Genomic DNA, 22,059 nt, shown 5'->3' with positions numbered 1-22,059 from the left:
ACTTATATAGCCATCATCCTGAATAAGAACAAAAATGCCGATCTTGAATATCGGCATTTTGTTGTGAAAGAGAAGATTAATTTAATGCTTTAACGCTTCAATTTTATCCCGGCTCAGCCCAGTACTGGTGACAATAATGTCCAAACTCACGCCATGCCGTAATAAGGCACAAGCCGTTTCCAGTTTACCTTCCTCCCTACCTTCAACTCGGCCCTCAACTCGACCTTCAGCCCGACCTTCCTTTCTACCTTCAACTCGGCCTTCTGTTCGACCTTCTGTTCGACCCTCTATTCGGCCCTCTATTCGGCCTTGCTCGCGCCCTTTTTGTTCAAGCTGTTCTGCAATAGTCATCAACATCGTTTCATGCTCCGGAGATTGTTGTTCCAGTCTGGCATGTTTCAGCTTCACCTAGCAAACGTAAAAGTCCTCTGTATAGCCATCATCCTGAATAAGAACAAAAATGCCGATCTTGAATATCGGCATTTTGTTGTGAAAGAGAAGATTAATTTAATGCTTTAACGCTTCAATTTTATCCCGGCTCAGCCCGGTACTGGTGACAATAATGTCCAAACTCACGCCATGCCGTAATAAGGCACAAGCCGTTTCCAGTTTACCTTCCTCCCTACCTTCAACTCGGCCCTCAACTCGACCTTCAGCCCGACCTTCCTTTCTACCTTCAACTCGGCCTTCTGTTCGACCTTCTGTTCGACCTTCTATTCGGCCCTCTATTCGGCCTTGCTCGCGCCCTTTTTGTTCAAGCTGTTCTGCAATAGTCATCAACATCGTTTCATGCTCCGGAGATTGTTCAATCAGTTGATGGACAAATTGGGAGAGATCCAGCGTATGTCCATTCAGTAAAATATAGCGTAACACCACATTGCGCTGCTCAGTTGTATTATACCCTCCATTCAGGAGTTCCACCAATTGGGGGACCCATTCCAGCATGTCCCGGCAGCGGATGTGTTTTTGCACCAGCTCCATCAGGGCAACCCCTTTATGCGTCAGGATCTCTTCATCGCTGAGCGCACTGACGTCCACCAACGGAAACGCCTGACGGTATAAGCGGGCAGCCTGTTCGGGAAGTGTAAAACAATCCAGCCACCGGTTTGAGTAAGGATACGGTCGAACCTCACCATGATAAAACAGCAGAGGCGCTACCAAAGGGAGTTCAGTATGGCCTTTTTTCAGGTGAGCCGCCATTGCTGACATGGCATAATACATCAGCCGCCAGGCCATCAATGGGTCAGGGGTGGACTGATGCTCAATCAGGCAATAGATATAGCCTTGTCCCCGAGCCGTTTCAACCGAGTACAGCACATCACTGTGCAGTTGACGCAAATGCTGGTCCACAAAACTGCCGGGTTCCAGTTTCAATGTGGCTAAATCACACAACGACTGGATCTCTTCGGGCAGATAAAGGGATAAAAATTCTCTGGCCGTTTCGGGCCGCGTTAAAAAATGTTTAAATAATGCATCATGATGAGGCCGTTGTTTTTCTTTCTTTACCACAATCGTTTCTCTGTCTTATCAGTTAGTCATCGCCACTTATTATCAAAGCTATAATCTCGCTGGAAAACCCGCAACCAAGTTACCAAAAACATCTTGCCATATTTTCTCAGGCAGGTCTTTATCGAGTGCATTAATATAAGAGCCTAAAGAATCAAATATCAGAAAAGAAAAAACGAGGAAACATTATATTCACAACAACGCTAATAATAATAAGCTTATCAAACATCGAAAAAAATCAAAGCATTAATTTATAGAAAAATAATTACATCATACTTTTCTTAAATGCAAAAATACATCCAGAAAATAAATAAAGAAATTAGTATTTTCATTGAAGAAAATTTATAATGAATTTTTCTAATAATCCTACGTCCTAAAACACGCTAAAAAAGTATCCTTACAAGTAAAAATAAACCTTGACTTATAATTTCAACTGTATACTTTTAGTACATAACGCTATGTTAAACTAAATTTCAAAGAAACAGGTTACTCATTATGGATGCTTTAGATGAATTTTACGAAAGAAATCCTTCGGCTAGAGGATACTTGGATAACAGTACCAATGAAGAAAGAAAACTCCTAAAAATTCAAATGGATAAACAAAATGAGTTGATGATGCTTATGAACCGAGTTGCCGATAAATATGTAAAATGGAGTCTGGCCAAAGACCATTTTATCGGTGAAGTCATGGCCTATTGCCAAGAAAACACATCAAAGATAAATACCGGGGAGATCTCAATCTCTGAAGCAATAGCTTTATTAGACGAAGAAATCCGATCATTAGAAGAGCAAGATGCAATGCTTTCTCAAAAGAGTGTAAGGCAAGCCATTGTTGTAAAGAAAAAGGTAAACAGTGAAAATGCTAAAAGTAGGAATAATGAGACAGTTAATTTGATTGTCTCATGGATTGGATTTGTATCTGGCAGTATACAACTCATTGGTGGATTTCTTGCTATTGATAGCGGTGTTGGAGCAGCACTTGGAGCACCATTGATGGCTCATGGCTTCAATAATATTGTTGAAAGTGGTTATTATATCCTTTATCGCGAAAGCTATACTGGGCCAGTTAAATTCATCTATGAAGGGGTTGGAGAAAAAGTTTTTGGAATGGATAAGCGCAATGCTGATGTGATATATACATCGATTGATGTTGGAATGTCTATTAATGGACTACTTGGCTACAAACTTGAACCAGATAGTCAACGATTGTATCGGTATATTAATGCTGATCTACTTGTTAGCTTAAAACGACTAGGTATGGAAACTATGAGTTATAAAGAAATAACTCTTGAAGTCTTAGGGGACATGAATACCGTTTATGGACAATATAGATCATATTAAAGGGAGAAGAGGATGGTTGATTATTTATACGTTATTTTTTCTTTACTTGCACTTTATCCTCTATACATTGCTTTTAAAAAACTCCTAACTCCCTATGATGTTTATGTTAATTTATTAGCTATATTACTTATGATGGCATCTGATCTTTTCCATCTACATGTTTTTCATACCGGATGCATTCCATTTTTTAGCGTGCCTACTTCATATGATGATTTTGTATTTTATAGTTCTATTGTACTAGCCATATTATGTAATATCACATTTATGATCGCACACAGCAGGCACTATAGGAAAAACAAATGGTAATTTTGCCGGTAAAATAACACTATTTTACCGGCAAATAAATTAATAAACGCGATCATCCCAAATACTATAAGCACTTGTCCCTGCTATATGATGAGTCCATGTGATACTCTTATAACGTAAAGATATCGTTTCCTGCGGCTGTGCGCCAGCATGTGTTATCGAATGGGGGTGATAAACAGCTAAATCAACTATCGTCGCCTCAATTACCTTTATAGTGTAATACAATTCCTGAATCCCGAATTGACTCGCTCTGTAAATATCAAAGATACCGTCCAATATTTCATTTTCTGACATCGCTATTCCCAAAAGCGGTGACGATTTATCAACAGGTTTTTTAAATGTTATCGGATGGTGCCTGGCATACTGATCCCAAGTTAAAGAGTGATTAAGGTTATATATGAATATCTGATCTGTACGATCTAACTGACCTTTATTTCCTATTGAATCTATCGATGAACAACCTGCCGATATCAATCCCTGCTTACGGCCCTTTAAGGTTAAATAGATTAAATCTGACATATGTGCTCCTTCTTAACGTTAAAATGCCAACTACTAGCTATTAGTAGGGATTTCCATTCTACAGAAAAAAACACCCGATGGAATTAAAATTATTCCGATCATATGGGTTAGAAGTTAATTAAATTCAGCCATCAGTTAACATTGAAACACTTTGTTACAATTATTATCAATTTGATACAATTAAAAACAATTAGCAACAATTTGTAGGGAATTATTTATATTTTCTGGTCGTCACTTATATTTAACACTTGTTGAATAATGGAATTAATATAATATGTTTACCTAATCTCTCAATCTGACTGCATCTTCCGAGGTGCAGCCAAAAAAGCGATTTAAAATATTATGAATCAACAAACTTAATTGGAAAATTATATGGACAATCAAAATCTAAACTCAAACTCCAATGTTATGCCTGACGACAGTCAGGAAATATTTATTCCTGATGGTCAGTCCCTCAGTAGCACAGAAGGTGTGAAATGGATTGGTCAAGCATGGCAACTCGCCAAGGATAAATGGGGCATGTGGATACTACTCTATATTATCTATTCTATATGTATAGCTAGTTTCGCGCTTATTCCTTTTATTGGAATATTTGCCGGGCTTTTGAACCCAGTATTTATCGGCGGTATAATTGCTGTGTGCGAAAAACAGAGAACTACCGGAGAATTCGAACTGGGGCTGTTATTCAACGGATTCCAGAAAAACTTTGCGTCACTGCTCGGCGTTGGCGCTTTAACGTTTGGTATCATACTCCTCGGTGTTATCGCACTGTTTATGGGCGGTGGTAGTGCCGTACTTCATATCCTATTCGCCGTTCAACATGGTGAAATCTCAGCCGAAATGCTTGAAAATGGCCTATCTTCATTACTTCTTAGTCTCTTTATTCTGATGGTTTTCTTAATTGTGAATGCCGCATTGACTTGGTTTGCGCCAGCGCTAATTGTCATCCATAATCTGAAATTTGATGCTGCCATATCAATGAGTTTAGCCGCAGTGAGAAAGAATCTATTACCCGGTTTATTATTCTTTATCACCTCCGCGATCATCTTCATAATCTCGGTAATGACTTTTGGTTTAGGTTTTCTCATCTCTATACCAATACTTTTAGTTAGTTATTATTCCTCCTATCGCAGCATTTTTATCGGTAAAGAGAAATCATCAACATTTTAATCGACTAAAAAATATTTAGGTTGGCAAGCCTCGCTATTTAAAACGAGGTTTGTTTTTTTATGATGGGAAAACTCCTGCCATTTTTCCCTCTTAACCCCGTTTGATTGCCATTATAGGTTGAATTTTTACCACAAAGCATCAATCATTTAAAACGAGTAAAAAATTCGAAGTTATACTGATATTGGAAGAAAAAACACCAGGAAAAACAAGGTTTAAATTGATTAATAAAGTGGCAAAACGACAAATCCCGCATTAAGTAAACTTGCTTAAACAAAAGATTTTACATAGCCGTAATACGCTTTCGAAAGATCAGATAAATCATTAAAAGAATCCTTAGATTACCAGATTAACATAAAAAAATTTAAAAAGATTAAAAGCTATTAAAGAAATAAGCATTGATTTTAATACCATTAATGCCAGATTTTAAAAAAGTACAGGCGCTAAAAACAGCTTATTCCCCGTCGTGTTTAATGCATTTATCGACGATTTTATCCCCCCGATCATTTTATATTTATTTAACTTGCCATAACCATTTAAAAGCACGAACACAGAGAGATTAAGGTTTTTATGTGGCAGGAATATTTAACTATAGTGCAATTTTTTATAAAAGCAACTAATTACACTTAATCGAAATCTATTAACCATTAATAAAGAACTGAAAAGAAATCAGCATACAAAGGAATATTATCCAAATAAATTAATATTAAAGTGTTTTCTCACCATTATTTTATGCAGCAAACCATAAAAATAACTTAATAAAAAACGGATAAAACCGTTAATGTGTCGGGATTTAAACGCTGAAAAAGGGAGGAATTATTCGAGAAAACATAAAGGGATATCTTTATATCATCAGGCTATTTACTGGCTGATTTATCAAGATAAGATAAAGGTAAAACAGAGCCAGTAAAGATAAAAAAGTATGATTAATGTTGGTTAAACGTAAAATATGATGTTTCATAATGATTAAGTTTAATGAAAAGCAGCTGTTAAAAATGGTTAAAAATGGTTAAAAATGGTTAAAAATGGTTAAAAATGGTTAAAAATGGTTAAAAATGGTTAAAACCTTATGCCAATTAAAACCTAAAGTTAAAACAATGGTTTTTAATAACAGCATAAAACCTTCTTTTAATAAAGCTTATCAGTGAAAACAACAACTTTTTTATTAATACTTATATAACCAATAAGATAATGACATTAATAGGTTAATTAAACAATCTGTTTTTCCAAAAGAAACGATTTTAATAGCGTTTTCAACCACAAGAGTAAATTTTTTCATAACCAGTTAAATAATCGACAATGAAAAACCGGCATTGAAAATATAGATATTAATTAAGTTCTATAAAATAACATTAAATATATCACAGAGATAACTTAGTTATTTAAGTAATAATAAAACCATTTTGTCAAGTTAAAAAAATAAACAGCAAAACATTGCTTATAAACCTACCACTTTATTGGCTAATTACTCCTATTTAGTACTTGTTGGTTAATAAAATTAATATAATATACTTACCAGCTTTTTACGTCCGACCGTGACTTTCAAAGTACAGACAGAAAAAGCAATTTAATAAACTACAAATCGATAATTAAATTGGAAAATACATGGATAATAAGAATCTAAATTTTAATTCCAACACTATATCCAACAATCAGGAGGTATTTATTCCTGGTGGTCAGTACCTCAGTAGCGGTGAAGGCATAAAATGGATTGGTCAATCATGGTGGCTCGTCAGAAATAAGTTAAGCATGTGGATACTACTCGGTATTATTTATTGCATCATTACAATAGCTATCCAATTTATTCCTTTCCTTGGGATACTTTATGGAATTTTTAGTTCAGTATTTCTTGGCGGTATTATTACCATGTGTGAAAAACAAAGAACTACTGGGCAATTCAAACTAGGATTGTTATTCAGCGGATTTCAGAAAAACTTTGCATCACTGCTTGGCGTTGGTGCTTTATCGTTTGGCATTATCACAATGCTTATTATCAGCGGTAGTACAATGGATCAGATATTGTTAGATAGCCAAGATGGCGAGATCCCTGTTGATATATTCGAAAATGATCTCTCTTCATTATACCTTGGTGCTTTTGTTCTGATTATTTTTAACATCTTTGGTACTGCTTTAACCTGGTTTGCACCAGCATTAATCGTTATTCATAATTTGAAATTTGGTGCTGCCATGTCAATGAGCCTGAAGGCTGTGGAAAAAAACCTACTGCCCGGTTTGTTATTCTTCATCACCTTGACAGTCATTTTCATAATTTCGGTAATGACTTTTGGTTTAGGTTTTCTCATCTCTATGCCGGTACTTATAGTCAGTTATTATTCATCCTACCGTAGCATTTTTATCGATAAGAATAAATCATCCACACTTTAATTAGCTAAAAGATATATCTACTATTTGCTGAAAATAACCACTTTATTTTCAGCAAATCATAACGAAGACAAAAAAGCGCTATTTAACCTTGAAATCATTGAGAAACCCTACTACTTCAAACAAAGTTTGTTTTTTTATGATGAGAAAACTCCTGCCATTTTCCCGATTAAACCTGATTTATTTACACTTTCACCCCAGAACATAAAGCAAATGCTTTTTAGCACTCTTTTCACAAAAAACAGGTAAAAGCGTTAACCATGAAAGGTAAAAAACAGTGATTAAGGATTTTTTAAAATGGATAAAAAATCCGATGCTATACTGATATTAGAAGAAAAAACATCAGGAAAAACGGGATTTAAACTGGTTAACAAAGTGGTAAAACGTCAGGTAACTACATTAAGAAAACTTGTTTAAACAAAATATTTTTCACGGTTATAAGAATTTTTTAAAAACCATAACTTTAATGCATTTATCAGCGATTTTTACATTTAACTAACCTACCATGATCATTTAAAAGCACAAATATAAAGGAGTTAAAACTTTTATACAAAAAACGGATTTAACTAAATATACGCATCCTGTTACTCATAGCATTATTATATGGCGTTTATTATGCAATAACCGCGATATCTTAAATACTCAACATTAAACTAAATACAAAGCAGGTATCAAGCGTGGTAAAAACAACCGTTAAAACCTTATACCGATTAAAATCAGAAGTTAAAACAATGGTTTTTAATAACAGGTTTAAAATCGGCCTATCATAAAGCTATCGGTGAAAAATGAAAAACAAAAATTGAATTTATTAATGCTTATATTCCATGAAGAAGGCTTATCAGGATGCAAATAGGTTAACCATTCCCAAAACAACCAACTTTAATGATATTTTCAACCACAAGAAAAAATTTTTTTATAAACCAGTTAAATAATCTATAATGGAAAATCGGCATTGAAATATAAATATTAATTAATTTACATGATAGAAACCACAATATATTACCTAAATAACTTAATTATTTAGGTAAGTATAAAACCACTCGAACAAGTTAAAACACACACAGCAACACATTGCTTATAAATCCACCACGCCCATTAGGTAATTACTCCTATTTAGTACTTGTTGATTAATAAATTTAATATATTATACTTGCCAGCTTTTTACGGCTGACTGTAACTTTGAAAACTCAGACAGAAAAAGCGATTTAATAAATTACAAGTTAATAATGAAATTGGAAAATACATGGATAATAAGAGCCTAAATTTTAATTCCAACACTATACCCAACAATCAAGAGGTATTTATCCCTGGTGGTCAATCCCTCAGTAGCACAGAAGGTATGGAATGGATTAGTCAAGCATGGAGTCTCGTCAAACGTAAATTGGGTATGTGGATACTACTTAGTATCATTTATTTCATTATCATATCTGGTTTACAGCTTATTCCTTTCCTTGGGATATTTACAGGGATTTTAGGTTCAGTACTGGCCGGAGGCGTTATTGCTCTGTGTGAAAAACAGAGAACTACCGGAGAATTTGAATTCGGGCTGTTATTCAGCGGATTTCAGAAAAACTTTGCGTCACTACTTGGCGTTGGCGCTTTATCGTTTGGTATTATGATCCTTGGTATCATAGCAATGTTTATTACCGGCGGTAGTGCAGTGATTAATATCATCTTAGCAAGTCAATCTGGTGAAATTCCTGTTGACATATTCCTAGGTGATTTGTCCCCATTATTTCTTAGTTTCTTTATTCTGTTCATCTTCAGCATTATTGCTGCTGCTTTAACCTGGTTTGCACCAGCGTTAATCGTTCTTCATGATTTAAAATTTGGTGCTGCCGTATCAATGAGCCTGGAGGCAGTGAAGAAGAATTTATTGCCCGGTTTATTATTCTTTAGTATCTTTGGGTTAATGATGGTGCTTTCTATAGTGACTTTAGGCTTGGGCCTTTTAGTCTCTATACCCATATATTTCGCCAGCTATTACTCCTCTTACCGTAGCATTTTTATCGGTAAAGAGAAATCATCGACTTTAGTTAATTAAAAGATAAAGATACATCTATTATTTACTGAATCCAGTAATTTTATTCTCAGTAAATTTGTAATTAATCAAATAGACAGCAAAAAGCGCCAAATCTGGCGCTTTTCATTAATACGATAATTAACCAATATATTCCAAACCACCCATATATGGACGCAATACTTCGGGGATTTCAATGCGACCATCGGCTTGCTGATAGTTTTCCATAATGGCAACCAGAGTACGGCCTACAGCCAAACCAGAGCCATTCAGGGTATGAAGTAATTGAGTTTTCTTATCCTCTTTACCGCGGAAACGTGCTTGCATACGGCGCGCCTGGAAATCCCACATGTTAGAGCAGGAGGAGATTTCGCGATATGTGTTCTGAGCCGGTAACCATACTTCCAAATCATAAGTTTTACATGCGCTAAAACCCATATCACCGGTACACAATAAGACTTTACGATAGGGCAGATTCAGTAATTGCAGTACTTTCTCTGCGTGACCTGTCAACGATTCCAGTGCATTCATTGATTCATCAGGATGAACAATCTGAACCAGTTCAACTTTATCAAACTGATGCATCCGGATCAGACCACGGGTGTCACGACCATAAGACCCCGCTTCTGAACGGAAACAAGGAGTATGAGCAGTCATTTTTAGTGGTAGTTCACTTTCATCCAGAATGTCACCACGAACCAAGTTGGTTATCGGAACTTCAGCGGTCGGAATCAACGCATAATGACTTTCCGCCTCTTCTTCCAACGGTTTGGTATGGAAAAGGTCTTCACCAAATTTCGGCAATTGGCCCGTACCATATAAGGTTTCATGGTTAACCAGATAGGGAACATAAGTTTCCAAATAGCCATGCTGTTCTGTGTGAAGGTTTAGCATAAATTGCGCTAAGGCCCGATGCAGACGAGCAATTTGCCCTTTCATCACCACAAAACGCGAACCCGTTAGTTTAACTGCGGCGGCAAAGTCCAGACCATTGGTCAACTCACCTAATGAAACATGATCTTGAATCTCAAAATCATATTTACGTGGCTCACCCCAACGGCTCACTTCCAAATTATCATTTTCATCTTTACCTACCGGTACAGAGTCATCTGGAACGTTAGGGATACTTAAAGCCAAATCACGGATTTCAGCTTGAAGTTTTTCCAGTTCGGCTTTCGCTGTATCCAACTTTTCACCTAACTGGTTCACTTCCTGACGCAGTGGATCAATATCTTCACCACGGGCTTTTGCCGCACCAATAGCTTTCGATCGGGAATTACGTTCTGCTTGCAGGGTTTCAGTTTCAACTTGTAAAACTTTACGGCGCTCTTCTTGTTTGCGCAACGTATCCACGTCAAGGGTATAGCCCCTGCGAGCCAGTTTTTCGGCGACTGCGCCTAGCTCATTACGCAGTATGTTTGGATCGAGCATGCTAGTCCTGTGCTTGTCGTTATTAAGTTATACCCGCTATCTTTCAAGTTGCCTCTTTGTTGGCTGCACTCACTCACCCCGGTCACATAGTTATCTATGCTCCCGGGGATTCGCTCCCTTGCCGTCGCGATGCATCTTGAAATCCATAGGGTATAGATGATATGAATAAGCCCACACAAGTTGATGGGCCATAAGGTATTTTTACCCGTCAACCTTACCGCAACAATAACGTTAGCGATAGCGTTTTATCGGGCTATTTTGATCCTGTTCAGCAAGCCAGGCGAGTTTATCGCCTATTTTACTTTCTAACCCTCGGTTAGCCGGATGATAATAGCGTCTTTCTCGCATCTCAGGTGGAAAATAAACTTCACCCGCCGCGTAAGCATTAGGTTCGTCATGAGCATAACGATATTCTTCGCCAAGCCCCATCCCTTTCATCAATGTTGTCGGCGCATTGCGCAAATGGACGGGAACATCATAATCAGGTTTTTCCTTCGCATCAGCCATCGCTGCTTTAAACGCGGTATAAACCGCGTTACTTTTCGGCGCACAGGCAAGGTAAACAATAGCTTGAGCAATCGCTCTTTCACCTTCTGCCGGCCCAACACGCGTAAAACAATCCCACGCCGCAATGGCTACCTGCATTCCCCGAGGATCGGCATTACCAACATCTTCGGAAGCAATAGCCAATAAACGGCGGGCAACATATAACGGATCACCACCGGCGGTAATGATCCGAGCATACCAGTAAAGCGCAGCGTCAGGCGCAGAACCACGAACGGATTTATGCAGAGCTGAAATCAAATCGTAATAACGATCACCTTTATTATCAAAACGAGCGCTTCGCTCTCCACTGACCTCTTTCAATAGCGCCGGTGTCAAAACCCTCTGCCCCTGAGCATTGGTTTCTACCATATCCGCCATCATTTCCAGCAAATTCAATGAACGACGGGCATCGCCGGAAACCAGTTCCGCAATCATGTGACGGGTATTTTCAGGCAAAACAATATTCTGACCGTGATAACCGCGCTCTTGATCATTCATTGCTTGATCAAGCACCTGCTCAATCTCTTCTGTTGTCAATGACTTAAGCAGATAGACCCGTGCCCGTGAAAGTAATGCGGAATTCAGTTCAAAAGAGGGGTTTTCTGTTGTCGCACCGATAAAGGTGATCGTGCCATCTTCAATGTGTGGCAGAAAAGCATCCTGTTGGCTTTTGTTAAAACGATGTACTTCATCAACAAACAGGATAGTTCTACGCCCTGCATTCCGGTTCTGACGCGCCTTTTCAATCGATTCACGTATCTCTTTGATGCCGGAAGTGACCGCAGATATCCGTTCAACATCAGCTTGAGCATAATGCCCAATAATTTCAGCTAATGTTGTTTTGCCTGTCCCCGGCGGCCCCCATAAAATCATGGAGTGAAGTTGTCCAGCCCGGATAGCCCTTGGAAGTGGTTTTCCTTCTGCCAGTAAATGCTGCTGGCCGATATATTGCTCTAATGTCATCGGCCGCATACGCGCGGCCAACGGCTGGAATTCATTTTGTGAAAAATCGAGTGACAGGTTATTCACTTAAACCTCACTGGCGCTGATCATCCAGCGTAACGCCTTTCGGTAGCGTAAAACTGAACTTTGCCGCATCCACATGGGTATTTTGCTGCCCTTTTAATTGATAAGCACTCTTTTGTCCATCCTGTTCTATGGCAGAAAATTTTTGGATAGTGCCATCCGTCGTGACGGTAATCGAGAAGCGTTTCAGATTGCCAGCGACATTATTCGGCGTCAGTTCAAAATCATTTCCTTGCTGGCTAATTTTATATTGAGACCAATCTTTAGCATCGTTACGAGTAATTAACATAAACGGCGTGTTGCCTGTGGCATCTTTCAGCCAATTGGCCGTTACCTGTTCAACAAACGGATTATAAAACCACAACGTTTTACCATCCGATACCAAGACGCTTTCATCAGGCGATGTCATATGCCAGTTAAATAGGTTTGGACGCTTAACCCACAATTGCCCTTCACCTTCCTGAATTGTTGCCCCATCATCACTGGTGACTGTCTGAGTAAAGCTGGCATGAAAACTGTTTACTTTACCCAAACGTTCCTGCAAATTCTGGCTAGCATTCGCCCATGCCGCATTGATATTCATGCCAGCCATTAAACAACCAATCAATATCAGCTTTTTCATGTAAGAGATACCTTTCTCAACGTTATTACTTAAAGTGATTTATTATCAGGGTCTTCAACGCTCAATATTTACTTACTATCAGCTCTCATGTGGCGGCGGGGCCAATACTTCACGATTGCCATTATGACCTGGAGCACTGACAATCTGTTGCGCTTCCATCTGTTCCACAATACGCGCCGCTCGGTTATAACCAATACGGAATTGACGCTGGACACCAGAAATCGAAACTCGTCGTTTCTCCGTCACGAATTGCACCGCCTGATCAAACAGAGCGTCTAGCTCTTCATCACTGTCAAAACCTAAGCCACCCTCAGTATCATCACCACCACTGAGAATGCTGTCAATATACTCTGGACGACCACGGGCTTTCCAATCATTCACCACTTCATGAACTTCCTGATCCCGAACAAAGGCGCCGTGAACACGCACTGGAATCGAGGAGTTTGGCGCCAGATAAAGCATATCCCCCATGCCTAATAGGGATTCAGCGCCGCCTTGATCAAGGATGGTGCGGGAATCAATTTTGCTGGAAACCGTAAAGGCAATACGCGTCGGAATATTCGCTTTAATCAGGCCGGTAATTATATCGACCGATGGACGCTGAGTCGCCAGAACCAGATGGATACCGGCAGCACGCGCTTTCTGTGCTAATCGGGCAATCAGCTCTTCGACTTTTTTGCCGACGGTCATCATTAAGTCAGCAAATTCATCGACCATGACAACGATGTATGGCTCTTTTTTCAGTACTGGATGAGTAATATCCATGCTGTCACCGGGCTTCCAGAATGGGTGAGGGATTGGGCGCCCCATCTCTTCCGCCTGTTTAACCTTTTCGTTATAACCCGCCAGATTACGCACCCCTAACGCGGACATCAGTTTATAACGGCGCTCCATTTCACCAACGCACCAGCGCAGTGCATTAGCAGCATCTTTCATATCGGTAACAACTTCGGTTAACAGATGCGGAATGCCCTCATAAACCGATAGCTCCAACATTTTCGGGTCAATCATAATAAAGCGCACATCCTCTGGTTTCGCTTTATAGAGAATGCTGAGGATCATGGCGTTGACGCCAACAGATTTACCCGAACCGGTTGTACCCGCCACCAGCAAGTGCGGCATTTTACCTAAATCAGCGACAACCGGCTGACCACCAATATCTTTACCCAACACAATGGTTAGCGGCGATGGATTATCGCGGAATTTTTCACAATCCAATACTTCACGCAAATAGACCGTCTGGCGTTTTTTATTCGGCAATTCCAAACCAACATAAGGTTTACCCGGGATCACTTCAACAATACGCACAGCGACCGCGGATAGAGAACGTGCTAAGTCTCTTGATAAATTGGAAATACGTGCTGCTTTAACACCCGGAGCCAAATCCAGTTCAAACCGGGTAATCACCGGACCGGGTGAAAAGCCCACGACATCAGCTTTAACTCGATAATCACTCAGACGCGCTTCAATCAAACGGGACGTTTGCTCAAGGGCAAACATATCAACGGGTTCTTCTTCTGCTAAAGGACTGGTTAGCAGCTCGAGCGAAGGCATTGGTGTCGTTGGTTTTGGCAACGGTTGATCGTTACGAACCAAAAATGGATGAAATAAGCTATTTTGCTGCGGTTGCTGCGGTTGCTGCGGTTGCTGCGGTTGCTGCGGTTGCTGCGGTTGCTGCGGTTGCTGCGCGACATTGTGTACAGGTGCTGGCGCAAAAGCAATTTCTGTGGGCCGTTCTGATTGATTTTTCGGCGCGGATTGAACAGAAGGCATAAACAGCGGCTCTGTTGGCTCCTTTTCAACTAAATCTTCAACCGGCGAGAAGTTATTTAAAATCGATAAACTCTCCAGAGCCGAGAACTCTTTTTTCTCTTGGTGACTTTGCTCTTGATAACGCTTATGTTGCGACTGCTCAACTGTCTGTTTAACAATCTCTGTCGCTGTTTGAGCCTGTTCTTCCACCGAAGGCCGATTTTCCGGCTCAAATAAATTCTGTCTTATTTGAGGCTGAATTGAGACCTGTTTTTCTGTATCCGTCGTAATATGATAACGCTCGCGCTGTTGTTCAAGAAACTGCTGACGCAGCAACGCTTCTTGCTGTTCATCAACATCAATATCATCATCCGATCCATCTACTTGCTGTTTGACCTCTTCTTCACGCTGCTGTTCTGCAAGACGTTGTGAAGGAACTTTGATGCCATACAATTCACGGCGGGTTGGAATACGGACGGGATTAGGACGAGGTAGTTCCGGCCCGATTCCTTGTTTAACCTGAGAGTTACCCGTTATAACCGTTGCGGCGGTTGCTGCTATAACACTTTTTTGCTCTGTATTTTTTAGTTCTGTTTCAGGCATAAAAGTGAAAGTCTCACTACTATTTTGGCTATTTTCGACGGATTCAAATGTTGGCGTCGCTTGACGGTTAAGTTCAGATATAGGTTCAAAATGGTACTCAGCAGGAGTTTCAAACATATAACGAACAGGGTCGTCGTTATTATTCTTTTCACTCTCTTCCACTAATGTCTGAGGCTGTTCAACATCATCGTCAGATGTATTGACCGGAATTTCAGGTTCAGCATCAATATCAGCCATATTAATGGTAGGAATGTCTGTTAGTTGTTCTTGTTCGATTTCTGTTTTCACTGATTCTGGTTCATCCAGTTCAGCTTTTGCTAATTCTGCGGCTGACGGTGCTGTAAATAGCACATCATCATGATCAATATCAGCCGTTGTCAATTCAGGTTCTGTTTTATCATAGGCGAGAGCTTCCCGCGCAATAGCCGTTTCATCATATGGCGTATATTCTTGTTCATTACGGCTGCGGTTGGTAATAAATCCTATTGCTCCCAGAATCACCGCCCCTGTTTTTTCAGCAATAGTTAACCATGACCAGCCAGTAAATAACGTAAACCCAATCGCCCAAATACACAGCAAGACTAAAGTCGCGCCCAATTCATTAAACCAGGGCAACATTGCGCTGCTAAACAGGCTGCCAATAATCCCACCGGAAGCAAAGTAATGGAGATCGTCAACATTCAGTGCCGCTAATCCACATGAAGTCAAGACAATTGCCAGTGCGCCAATAACGCGCAAAGCCAACGCGAAGAAATCGACATATTCTCTGTCATCATGTTGCTTAAAAGCCGTCCAGCAACCCAATATCATCACCGGGGGAATGGCATAAGCTAGAATACCAAATGCAGAAAACAGCGTATCGGCCAACCATGCGCCAACCCCGCCACCCAAATTATGCACCGGTTCATGCCATGCAGTCTGAGACCAACTGGGATCAGAAGGGTTAAAACTGACAAGCGCGACCATCAAATAAGCCGCCAGGATAACAATAACAAGCAACACAGCTTCTAACAGCCTGCGCCCACTACTCAGTCTCTTTAACTTAATATTTTTATCTTCTGTATATTCCTGGCTCAAGAAAGGCTCTCTAGGTTTCCTGTTGATTTAACGGAACAATTGATTTAACGGAACAACGCCGAGATAGCTCAGCGTTGAAACTGTATGCATAAACAGGAGTGTACCTAAGTTTTTCCAGTTTTGCACCTGTACATTTTTGGTAAGATTTTAGCGCGTCTTAATGACCAGACGGTTGCTCTGCTTAACTTCTTCCATTACAACATATGTGCGGGTGTCATTAACACCTGGCAAACGCAATAAAGTTTCGCCCAGCAACTTACGATAAGCTGACATGTCTGGTACACGGGTTTTTAACAGATAGTCGAAATCACCGGAAACCAAGTGACATTCCTGAATCTCTTCCAATTTTTGTACCGCAGCATTGAATTGTTCAAAAACATCTGGAGCGCCGCGGTTTAAAGTAATTTCAACAAATACCAGCAAAGACGCATCCAAATAGTGAGGATTCAGCAATGCCGTGTATCCAGTAATAAACCCTTGACGTTCCAGACGACGAACACGCTCCAGGCACGGAGTTGGAGACAAACCTACCCGTTTGGACAGTTCTACGTTAGAAATTCGCCCATCTTTTTGTAGCTCATTTAGGATATTACGATCTATGCGATCAAGATCTTTTCCCGGACGTTTTTTATTATCTATCATCTTGTTGATCTCTCTTTATTTTCCTACACCCATAACATTTTCCCCTATCTCTCTGAGTTTGAGTTGGAAAAGATGTCTTAAAGTTAAAGCCTCGCTCTATCAGCGTAAAGCAACTCACAGGCCATTTTTTTAATGCTACACAAAAGAGGATTATCCGCATGTCGATTTTTATAGAAACGAATTTAGCGAGGTGGATAATTATCTCTTACAGTGATGTTTTCGCAAATGCACAGCCGATTGTCAAAGTAAATGAGCAAAAATCAGAACAACCTGTGGAACAAATTTTCAGTTAATCGTTTCGATAGTCTACCATTAATTGAAAACGAACAAATGAAATACAAACAGCACTAAAAGAACACTTTTCTCAGGTTAAAGTCATTATTAGTTAATATCTATCGGTAAAATCGTTAGTAACATGAGTCTTTTAGCTTTTTTTACCCTCCTATTTCTCCTACAATCCCTCGATATTCGATTAGGTGATAAATGGAAATGAGGTATTCATGAGCGCCGCCAAACACCACAAACTCATTATTCTTGGCTCCGGTCCAGCAGGCTATACCGCCGCGGTTTACGCTGCCCGAGCAAATTTAAATCCGGTTCTTATTACCGGGGTTGAAAAAGGCGGTCAGTTGACTACCACCACCGAGGTCGAAAACTGGCCTGGTGACCCTGAAGGTCTGACCGGCCCAGGGTTAATGGAACGCATGCATCAACATGCTGAAAAATTCCAAACCGAAATCATTTCTGACCATATTCAAAAAGTTGATCTGCAAAACCGACCTTTACGCCTTTATGGTGATGAACAAGAATATACCTGTGACGCACTGATTATCGCAACAGGCGCTTCTGCCCGTTATTTAGGTTTACCTTCTGAAGAGGCATTCAAAGGACGTGGTATTTCAGCCTGTGCAACCTGTGATGGTTTCTTTTACCGTAACCAGAAAGTCGCCGTTGTCGGCGGCGGTAACACCGCCGTGGAAGAAGCCTTATATCTGGCAAATATTGCAGCAGAAGTTCACCTAATTCATCGCCGCGATACTTTCCGTTCAGAGAAGATCCTAATCGGTCGCCTGATGGATAAAGTAAAAAATGGCAATATCATCCTGCACACCGATCGTATTCTGGATGAAGTACTCGGTGATGATATGGGCGTTACCGGTGTTCGCCTACGCGATACCAAAAGTGACGCTACAGAAGAATTAGCGGTTACCGGCACATTCATTGCTATCGGCCATACTCCCAATACCGCTATCTTTGAAGGCCAATTAGATCTGGATAATGGTTACATCAAGGTTCAATCCGGTTTGCAAGGTAACGCCACTCAGACTTCCATTCCCGGTGTATTCGCCGCCGGTGACGTCATGGACCATACCTACCGTCAGGCAATTACGTCCGCCGGTACAGGTTGTATGGCAGCCCTTGACGCAGAACGTTTCCTGGATGGGCTAGCCGCTGGATAAATTCTTTTTCTTTCAAGGCGCTATTTCGGTAGCGCCTTTTAACATGTAACATATCGGCAGGATGCTGACACATAGGATATGTCCAGCCTTTTGGTACACCATTACCCTCACCTGCTAGATTAGAATTTTTTTCTATGGACAAAACAAGACAGTACGAATTGGTTCGCTGGCTGAAACAGCAAAGCGCCCCGGCCCAACGTTGGCTCCGCCTGTCCATGTTACTCGGCTTAATCAGTGGATTGCTGATTATCACTCAAGCCTGGTTACTTGCCTCAATTTTGCAAGCTTTAATCATGGATAACCTTCCGCGCGAGTACATCTCGAATGAATTTTGGTTGTTAGCGGCCACCTTTGCTCTACGGGCAATCATCAGCGCTATTCGGGAACGGATCGGTTTTATCTGTGGCAAGGTTGTACGTCAGAAAATCCGCGCTATGGTATTGGATAAGCTGGAACAACTTGGCCCGGTGTGGGTTAAAGGCAAACCAGCCGGTAGCTGGGCGACCATTATCCTTGAGCAGATAGAAGATATGCAGGATTATTACTCCCGCTATCTGCCGCAGATGTCTCTTGCCGTCATGATCCCTATTCTTATCCTGATCACCCTATTCCCTGTTAACTGGGCTGCCGGGCTAATTTTATTCGCGACGGCTCCGCTGATTCCCCTGTTTATGGCGCTGGTTGGTTTAGGCGCCGCAGACGCTAATCGGCGTAATTTTGTCGCGCTAGGGCGGTTAAGTGGTAATTTCCTGGATCGACTACGCGGGCTGGAAACGCTGCGCCTGTTTTATCGCGGCAATGCAGAAGCACAACAAATCAGCGAATCCACCGAAAACTTCCGTCGCAGGACGATGGAAGTGCTGAGATTAGCATTCCTTTCTTCCGCGGTGCTGGAATTCTTTGCTGCCATTTCTATTGCCATTGTCGCTGTCTATTTCGGTTTCTCCTATCTGGGGGAACTTAATTTTGGCAGTTACAGGATGGGCGTGACCCTGTTTGCCGGTTTTCTGGTGTTAACCCTCGCGCCGGAATTTTTCCAACCATTGCGCGATCTGGGCACTTACTATCACGCCAAAGCACAAGCGGTTGGCGCCGCAGAAGCATTAGTGACTTTATTGAGCAGTGATGGCGAACATGAACCTACCGGTGGTGATAAGACGCTAAATCCTCAAGATTCATTAACCATCATTGCTAATAATCTGGAAATTCTGGCCCATGACGGCAACCGGCTTGCTGGCCCGTTGAATTTTACTATAGAGAAAAATCAGCGGGTGGCATTAGTTGGTCCAAGCGGAGCAGGTAAAAGCTCCCTGTTGAATTTACTGTTAGGGTTCCTGCCCTATCGTGGCTCAATACAAATTAATGGCGCTGAGCTGCGTGAGTTGGATCTACAGAGATGGCGTAACCAACTGAGTTGGGTTGGGCAAAATCCACATCTGCCCGAGCAAACTTTGCTTGATAATATTCGTCTAAACCAGCCTAATGCCAATCAACAACAAATCCATCAGGTTATGGAGCAAGCATACGTCACCGAATTCATTCATGATTTACCCGATGGGCTGAATACCATTATCGGTGATAATGCAGCACGATTATCCGTTGGTCAGGCCCAACGTGTCGCGGTTGCCCGTGCCCTATTGAAGCCCTGTCAGTTGTTATTACTGGATGAACCTGCCGCCAGCCTGGATGCGCATAGCGAACAACGGGTTATGGAAACACTCAACCAGGCATCTCATCACCAGACGACTCTGCTAGTTACTCATCAATTAGAAGAAACTCTGGAATATGATCAGATTTGGGTCATGGAAAAGGGGTTAATCATTGAACAGGGAGATTACCAGACGCTAAGTCAATCTCAAGGGGTGTTCACCCGTCTGTTATCCCATCGAAGTGAGGAGCTGTAATTATGCGGGTATTGCTTCCTTTTCTGGCGCTCTATCGCCGTCATTGGTTTCTTATCAGTTTAGGTATGGTTCTGGCCGTTGTTACGCTACTCGCCAGTATAAGTTTACTGACCCTCTCTGGCTGGTTCCTCGCAGGCGCGGCACTAGCAGGTTTTGCCGGTTATACATTCAACTATATGCTACCGGCCGCGGGTGTTCGTGGCTCTGCCATTCTTCGAACTGCCGGGCGCTATGCTGAACGGTTGGTTAGCCATGACGCCACTTTCCGGGTACTGGCACATTTACGAGTTTTTGCCTTTCAGAAAATTTTGCCGCTTTCACCGGGAGGAATGGCTCGTTTTCGTCAGGGCGAATTATTAAACCGGTTAGTCGCTGATGTTGAAACATTGGATCATCTCTATTTACGGGTGATTTCACCGATATTATCAGCTTTTATCGTTATCATCGTTCTCACTTTCGGCCTTGGTTTTCTGGATCTCTCACTAGCCTATACTCTTGGCGGTATTATGCTGGCGCTGTTGATCCTGTTGCCATTGGTATTTTATAACGCAGGTAAATCCGTCGGCCGCGATCTGACTATTCTGCGTGGTCAATACCGCGCCCAACTCACAGCGGCGCTACAAGGGCAAGCTGAATTGATGGTATTTGGCGCTGTTGGCCGTTTCCGCAAGTCAATGGCTGATATTGAGTCACGTTGGTTAAGACGTCAACAACAGCAAGCCAATCTGACCGGTTTGTCACAGGCAATCATGATTTTCGCCACCGGTATGACTGTCACATTGATCTTATGGCTGGCTGCTAACGGCGTAGGGGGAAACAGCCAGCCAGGGGCATTAATCGCACTGTTTGTCTTCTGTTCTCTTGCCGCGTTTGAAAGCCTGGGGCCTGTCACGGTTGCATTCCAACATCTAGGGCAAGTCATTACCTCTGCAACCCATGTTTCTCAATTGATGCAACAAGAACCGGAAATTACATTTCCTGCATCAGGGCCGGAAAGTTCGGCACAAGCCAGCATTGATATCAAAAATATCAGTTTCACCTATCCTGATCAGCCAATAGCCGTCCTGAAAAACATTTCTCTCTGCTTGAAAGCGGGAGAACATATCGCGCTGTTAGGCAAAACCGGTTGTGGTAAATCTACCTTACTACAATTACTGACCCGGGCCTGGGATGTTAATTCAGGCACAATCTGTCTGAATCAACAGCCCATTACTGCTTATGACGAATCCACTCTGCGCAGTATGATATCGGTTGTTCCACAACGAGTGCATGTGTTCAGTCATACTTTGCGTCAGAATTTATTACTGGCAAAACCAAACGCAGCCGATAATGAACTGGAAACTGTGCTGAAACAGGTAGGTTTAAGCAATCTACTGGAAACCGACGCAGGGCTAAACTGCTGGATGGGCGAAGGTGGTCGTCAGTTGTCAGGTGGTGAACAGCGCCGCTTGGGAATTGCCAGAGCGTTATTGCACTCGGCTCCATTGATGCTGCTGGATGAACCTACTGAAGGGCTGGATGCGGACACTGAACAGCAAATTCTGTCTCTACTGCGTCAACATTGTCAGCATAAATCATTAATTATTGTCACCCACCGTCTGTACGGACTTGATCATATGGATCGTATTTACGTCATGGATGGCGGCACCATTATTGAACAAGGGCAACATGATGAATTACTGACCCAGCAAGGTCGCTATTATCAATTTCATCAACGGCAACATCAGATTCGTCTTGAACCGGAGCAGTAACACA

The 22,059-nt window shown here is 41.4% G+C and carries 14 protein-coding genes and 1 pseudogene; 7 read left to right on the top strand and 8 right to left on the bottom strand.

The genetic code is table 11. The features are described 5' to 3' along the window. Positions 1 to 81 precede the first annotated feature (81 nt). A pseudogene (locus EAE92_RS09855) lies at positions 82 to 390 on the bottom strand (ISNCY family transposase); the annotation flags it as partial. Between the two features lie 117 nt (positions 391 to 507). Continuing rightward, on the bottom strand, positions 508 to 1,509 hold the full coding sequence (locus EAE92_RS09850; RefSeq protein ID WP_214067957.1) for an Rpn family recombination-promoting nuclease/putative transposase: 1,002 nt from the start codon (positions 1,507 to 1,509) through the stop codon (positions 508 to 510). Positions 1,510 to 2,001: 492 nt separating this feature from the next. On the opposite strand from EAE92_RS09850, the gene EAE92_RS09845 reads away from it, so the two are divergent. Beyond that, positions 2,002 to 2,847 (top strand): DUF4225 domain-containing protein, encoded by an 846-nt coding sequence (locus EAE92_RS09845; RefSeq protein WP_214067956.1) that lies wholly within the window; start codon positions 2,002 to 2,004, stop codon positions 2,845 to 2,847. Between the two features lie 345 nt (positions 2,848 to 3,192). On the opposite strand, the gene EAE92_RS09840 is transcribed toward EAE92_RS09845, so the two are convergent. After that, positions 3,193 to 3,672, bottom strand: coding sequence for an Hcp family type VI secretion system effector (locus EAE92_RS09840; RefSeq protein WP_036806741.1), 480 nt, complete (start codon positions 3,670 to 3,672; stop codon positions 3,193 to 3,195). Positions 3,673 to 4,044: 372 nt separating this feature from the next. Here EAE92_RS09840 and EAE92_RS09835 point away from each other — a divergent pair, with 372 nt between their 5' ends. The 3 genes from EAE92_RS09835 (at position 4,045) to EAE92_RS09825 (ending at position 9,265) form a co-directional block, all read left to right on the top strand. Beyond that, complete coding sequence (locus tag EAE92_RS09835) at positions 4,045 to 4,842, top strand: BPSS1780 family membrane protein (RefSeq protein WP_246545115.1); 798 nt, start codon at positions 4,045 to 4,047, stop codon at positions 4,840 to 4,842. Positions 4,843 to 6,444: 1,602 nt separating this feature from the next. Continuing rightward, complete coding sequence (locus EAE92_RS09830; RefSeq protein WP_246545114.1) at positions 6,445 to 7,224, top strand: BPSS1780 family membrane protein; 780 nt, start codon at positions 6,445 to 6,447, stop codon at positions 7,222 to 7,224. 1,240 nt (positions 7,225 to 8,464) lie between these two features. Beyond that, positions 8,465 to 9,265 (top strand): BPSS1780 family membrane protein, encoded by an 801-nt coding sequence (locus tag EAE92_RS09825; protein WP_214067955.1) that lies wholly within the window; start codon positions 8,465 to 8,467, stop codon positions 9,263 to 9,265. Between the two features lie 117 nt (positions 9,266 to 9,382). On the opposite strand, the gene serS is transcribed toward EAE92_RS09825, so the two are convergent. The 5 genes from serS to lrp form a co-directional block, all read right to left on the bottom strand. After that, the gene (gene serS / locus EAE92_RS09820; protein ID WP_214067954.1) at positions 9,383 to 10,672 is read right to left on the bottom strand and encodes a serine--tRNA ligase; all 1,290 of its coding nucleotides are present in this window, start codon (positions 10,670 to 10,672) and stop codon (positions 9,383 to 9,385) included. A 231-nt stretch (positions 10,673 to 10,903) separates the two neighbouring features. Continuing rightward, positions 10,904 to 12,247 (bottom strand): replication-associated recombination protein A, encoded by a 1,344-nt coding sequence (locus EAE92_RS09815; RefSeq protein WP_214067953.1) that lies wholly within the window; start codon positions 12,245 to 12,247, stop codon positions 10,904 to 10,906. A 7-nt stretch (positions 12,248 to 12,254) separates the two neighbouring features. Continuing rightward, positions 12,255 to 12,866, bottom strand: a complete 612-nt coding sequence (gene lolA / locus EAE92_RS09810; protein ID WP_214067952.1) for an outer membrane lipoprotein periplasmic chaperone LolA — start codon at positions 12,864 to 12,866, stop codon at positions 12,255 to 12,257. A gap of 78 nt (positions 12,867 to 12,944) precedes the next feature. Continuing rightward, positions 12,945 to 16,298 carry a DNA translocase FtsK 4TM domain-containing protein gene (locus EAE92_RS09805; protein WP_214067951.1) on the bottom strand — a complete coding sequence of 1,118 codons (3,354 nt, stop codon included), beginning with the start codon at positions 16,296 to 16,298 and terminating at the stop codon, positions 12,945 to 12,947. Between the two features lie 147 nt (positions 16,299 to 16,445). Next, positions 16,446 to 16,940, bottom strand: coding sequence for a leucine-responsive transcriptional regulator Lrp (lrp, locus tag EAE92_RS09800; RefSeq protein ID WP_011145896.1), 495 nt, complete (start codon positions 16,938 to 16,940; stop codon positions 16,446 to 16,448). Between the two features lie 500 nt (positions 16,941 to 17,440). Here lrp and trxB point away from each other — a divergent pair, with 500 nt between their 5' ends. The 3 genes from trxB to cydC all read left to right on the top strand — a co-directional run bounded on the left by trxB (position 17,441) and on the right by cydC (position 22,055). Continuing rightward, positions 17,441 to 18,400, top strand: a complete 960-nt coding sequence (trxB, locus tag EAE92_RS09795; protein ID WP_214067950.1) for a thioredoxin-disulfide reductase — start codon at positions 17,441 to 17,443, stop codon at positions 18,398 to 18,400. Positions 18,401 to 18,534: 134 nt separating this feature from the next. Then, the gene (gene cydD, locus EAE92_RS09790; protein WP_214067949.1) at positions 18,535 to 20,304 is read left to right on the top strand and encodes a heme ABC transporter permease/ATP-binding protein CydD; all 1,770 of its coding nucleotides are present in this window, start codon (positions 18,535 to 18,537) and stop codon (positions 20,302 to 20,304) included. Positions 20,305 to 20,306: 2 nt separating this feature from the next. Continuing rightward, the gene (gene cydC, locus EAE92_RS09785; RefSeq protein WP_214067948.1) at positions 20,307 to 22,055 is read left to right on the top strand and encodes a heme ABC transporter ATP-binding protein/permease CydC; all 1,749 of its coding nucleotides are present in this window, start codon (positions 20,307 to 20,309) and stop codon (positions 22,053 to 22,055) included. Positions 22,056 to 22,059: the final 4 nt, after the last annotated feature.

Source organism: Photorhabdus hainanensis, from assembly GCF_018448965.1.
GTDB classification, from domain to species: Bacteria; Pseudomonadota; Gammaproteobacteria; order Enterobacterales; family Enterobacteriaceae; genus Photorhabdus; species Photorhabdus akhurstii.
Note: the sequence above shows the minus strand (reverse complement) of the source record. Positions and strands in the feature narration are given on the sequence as shown.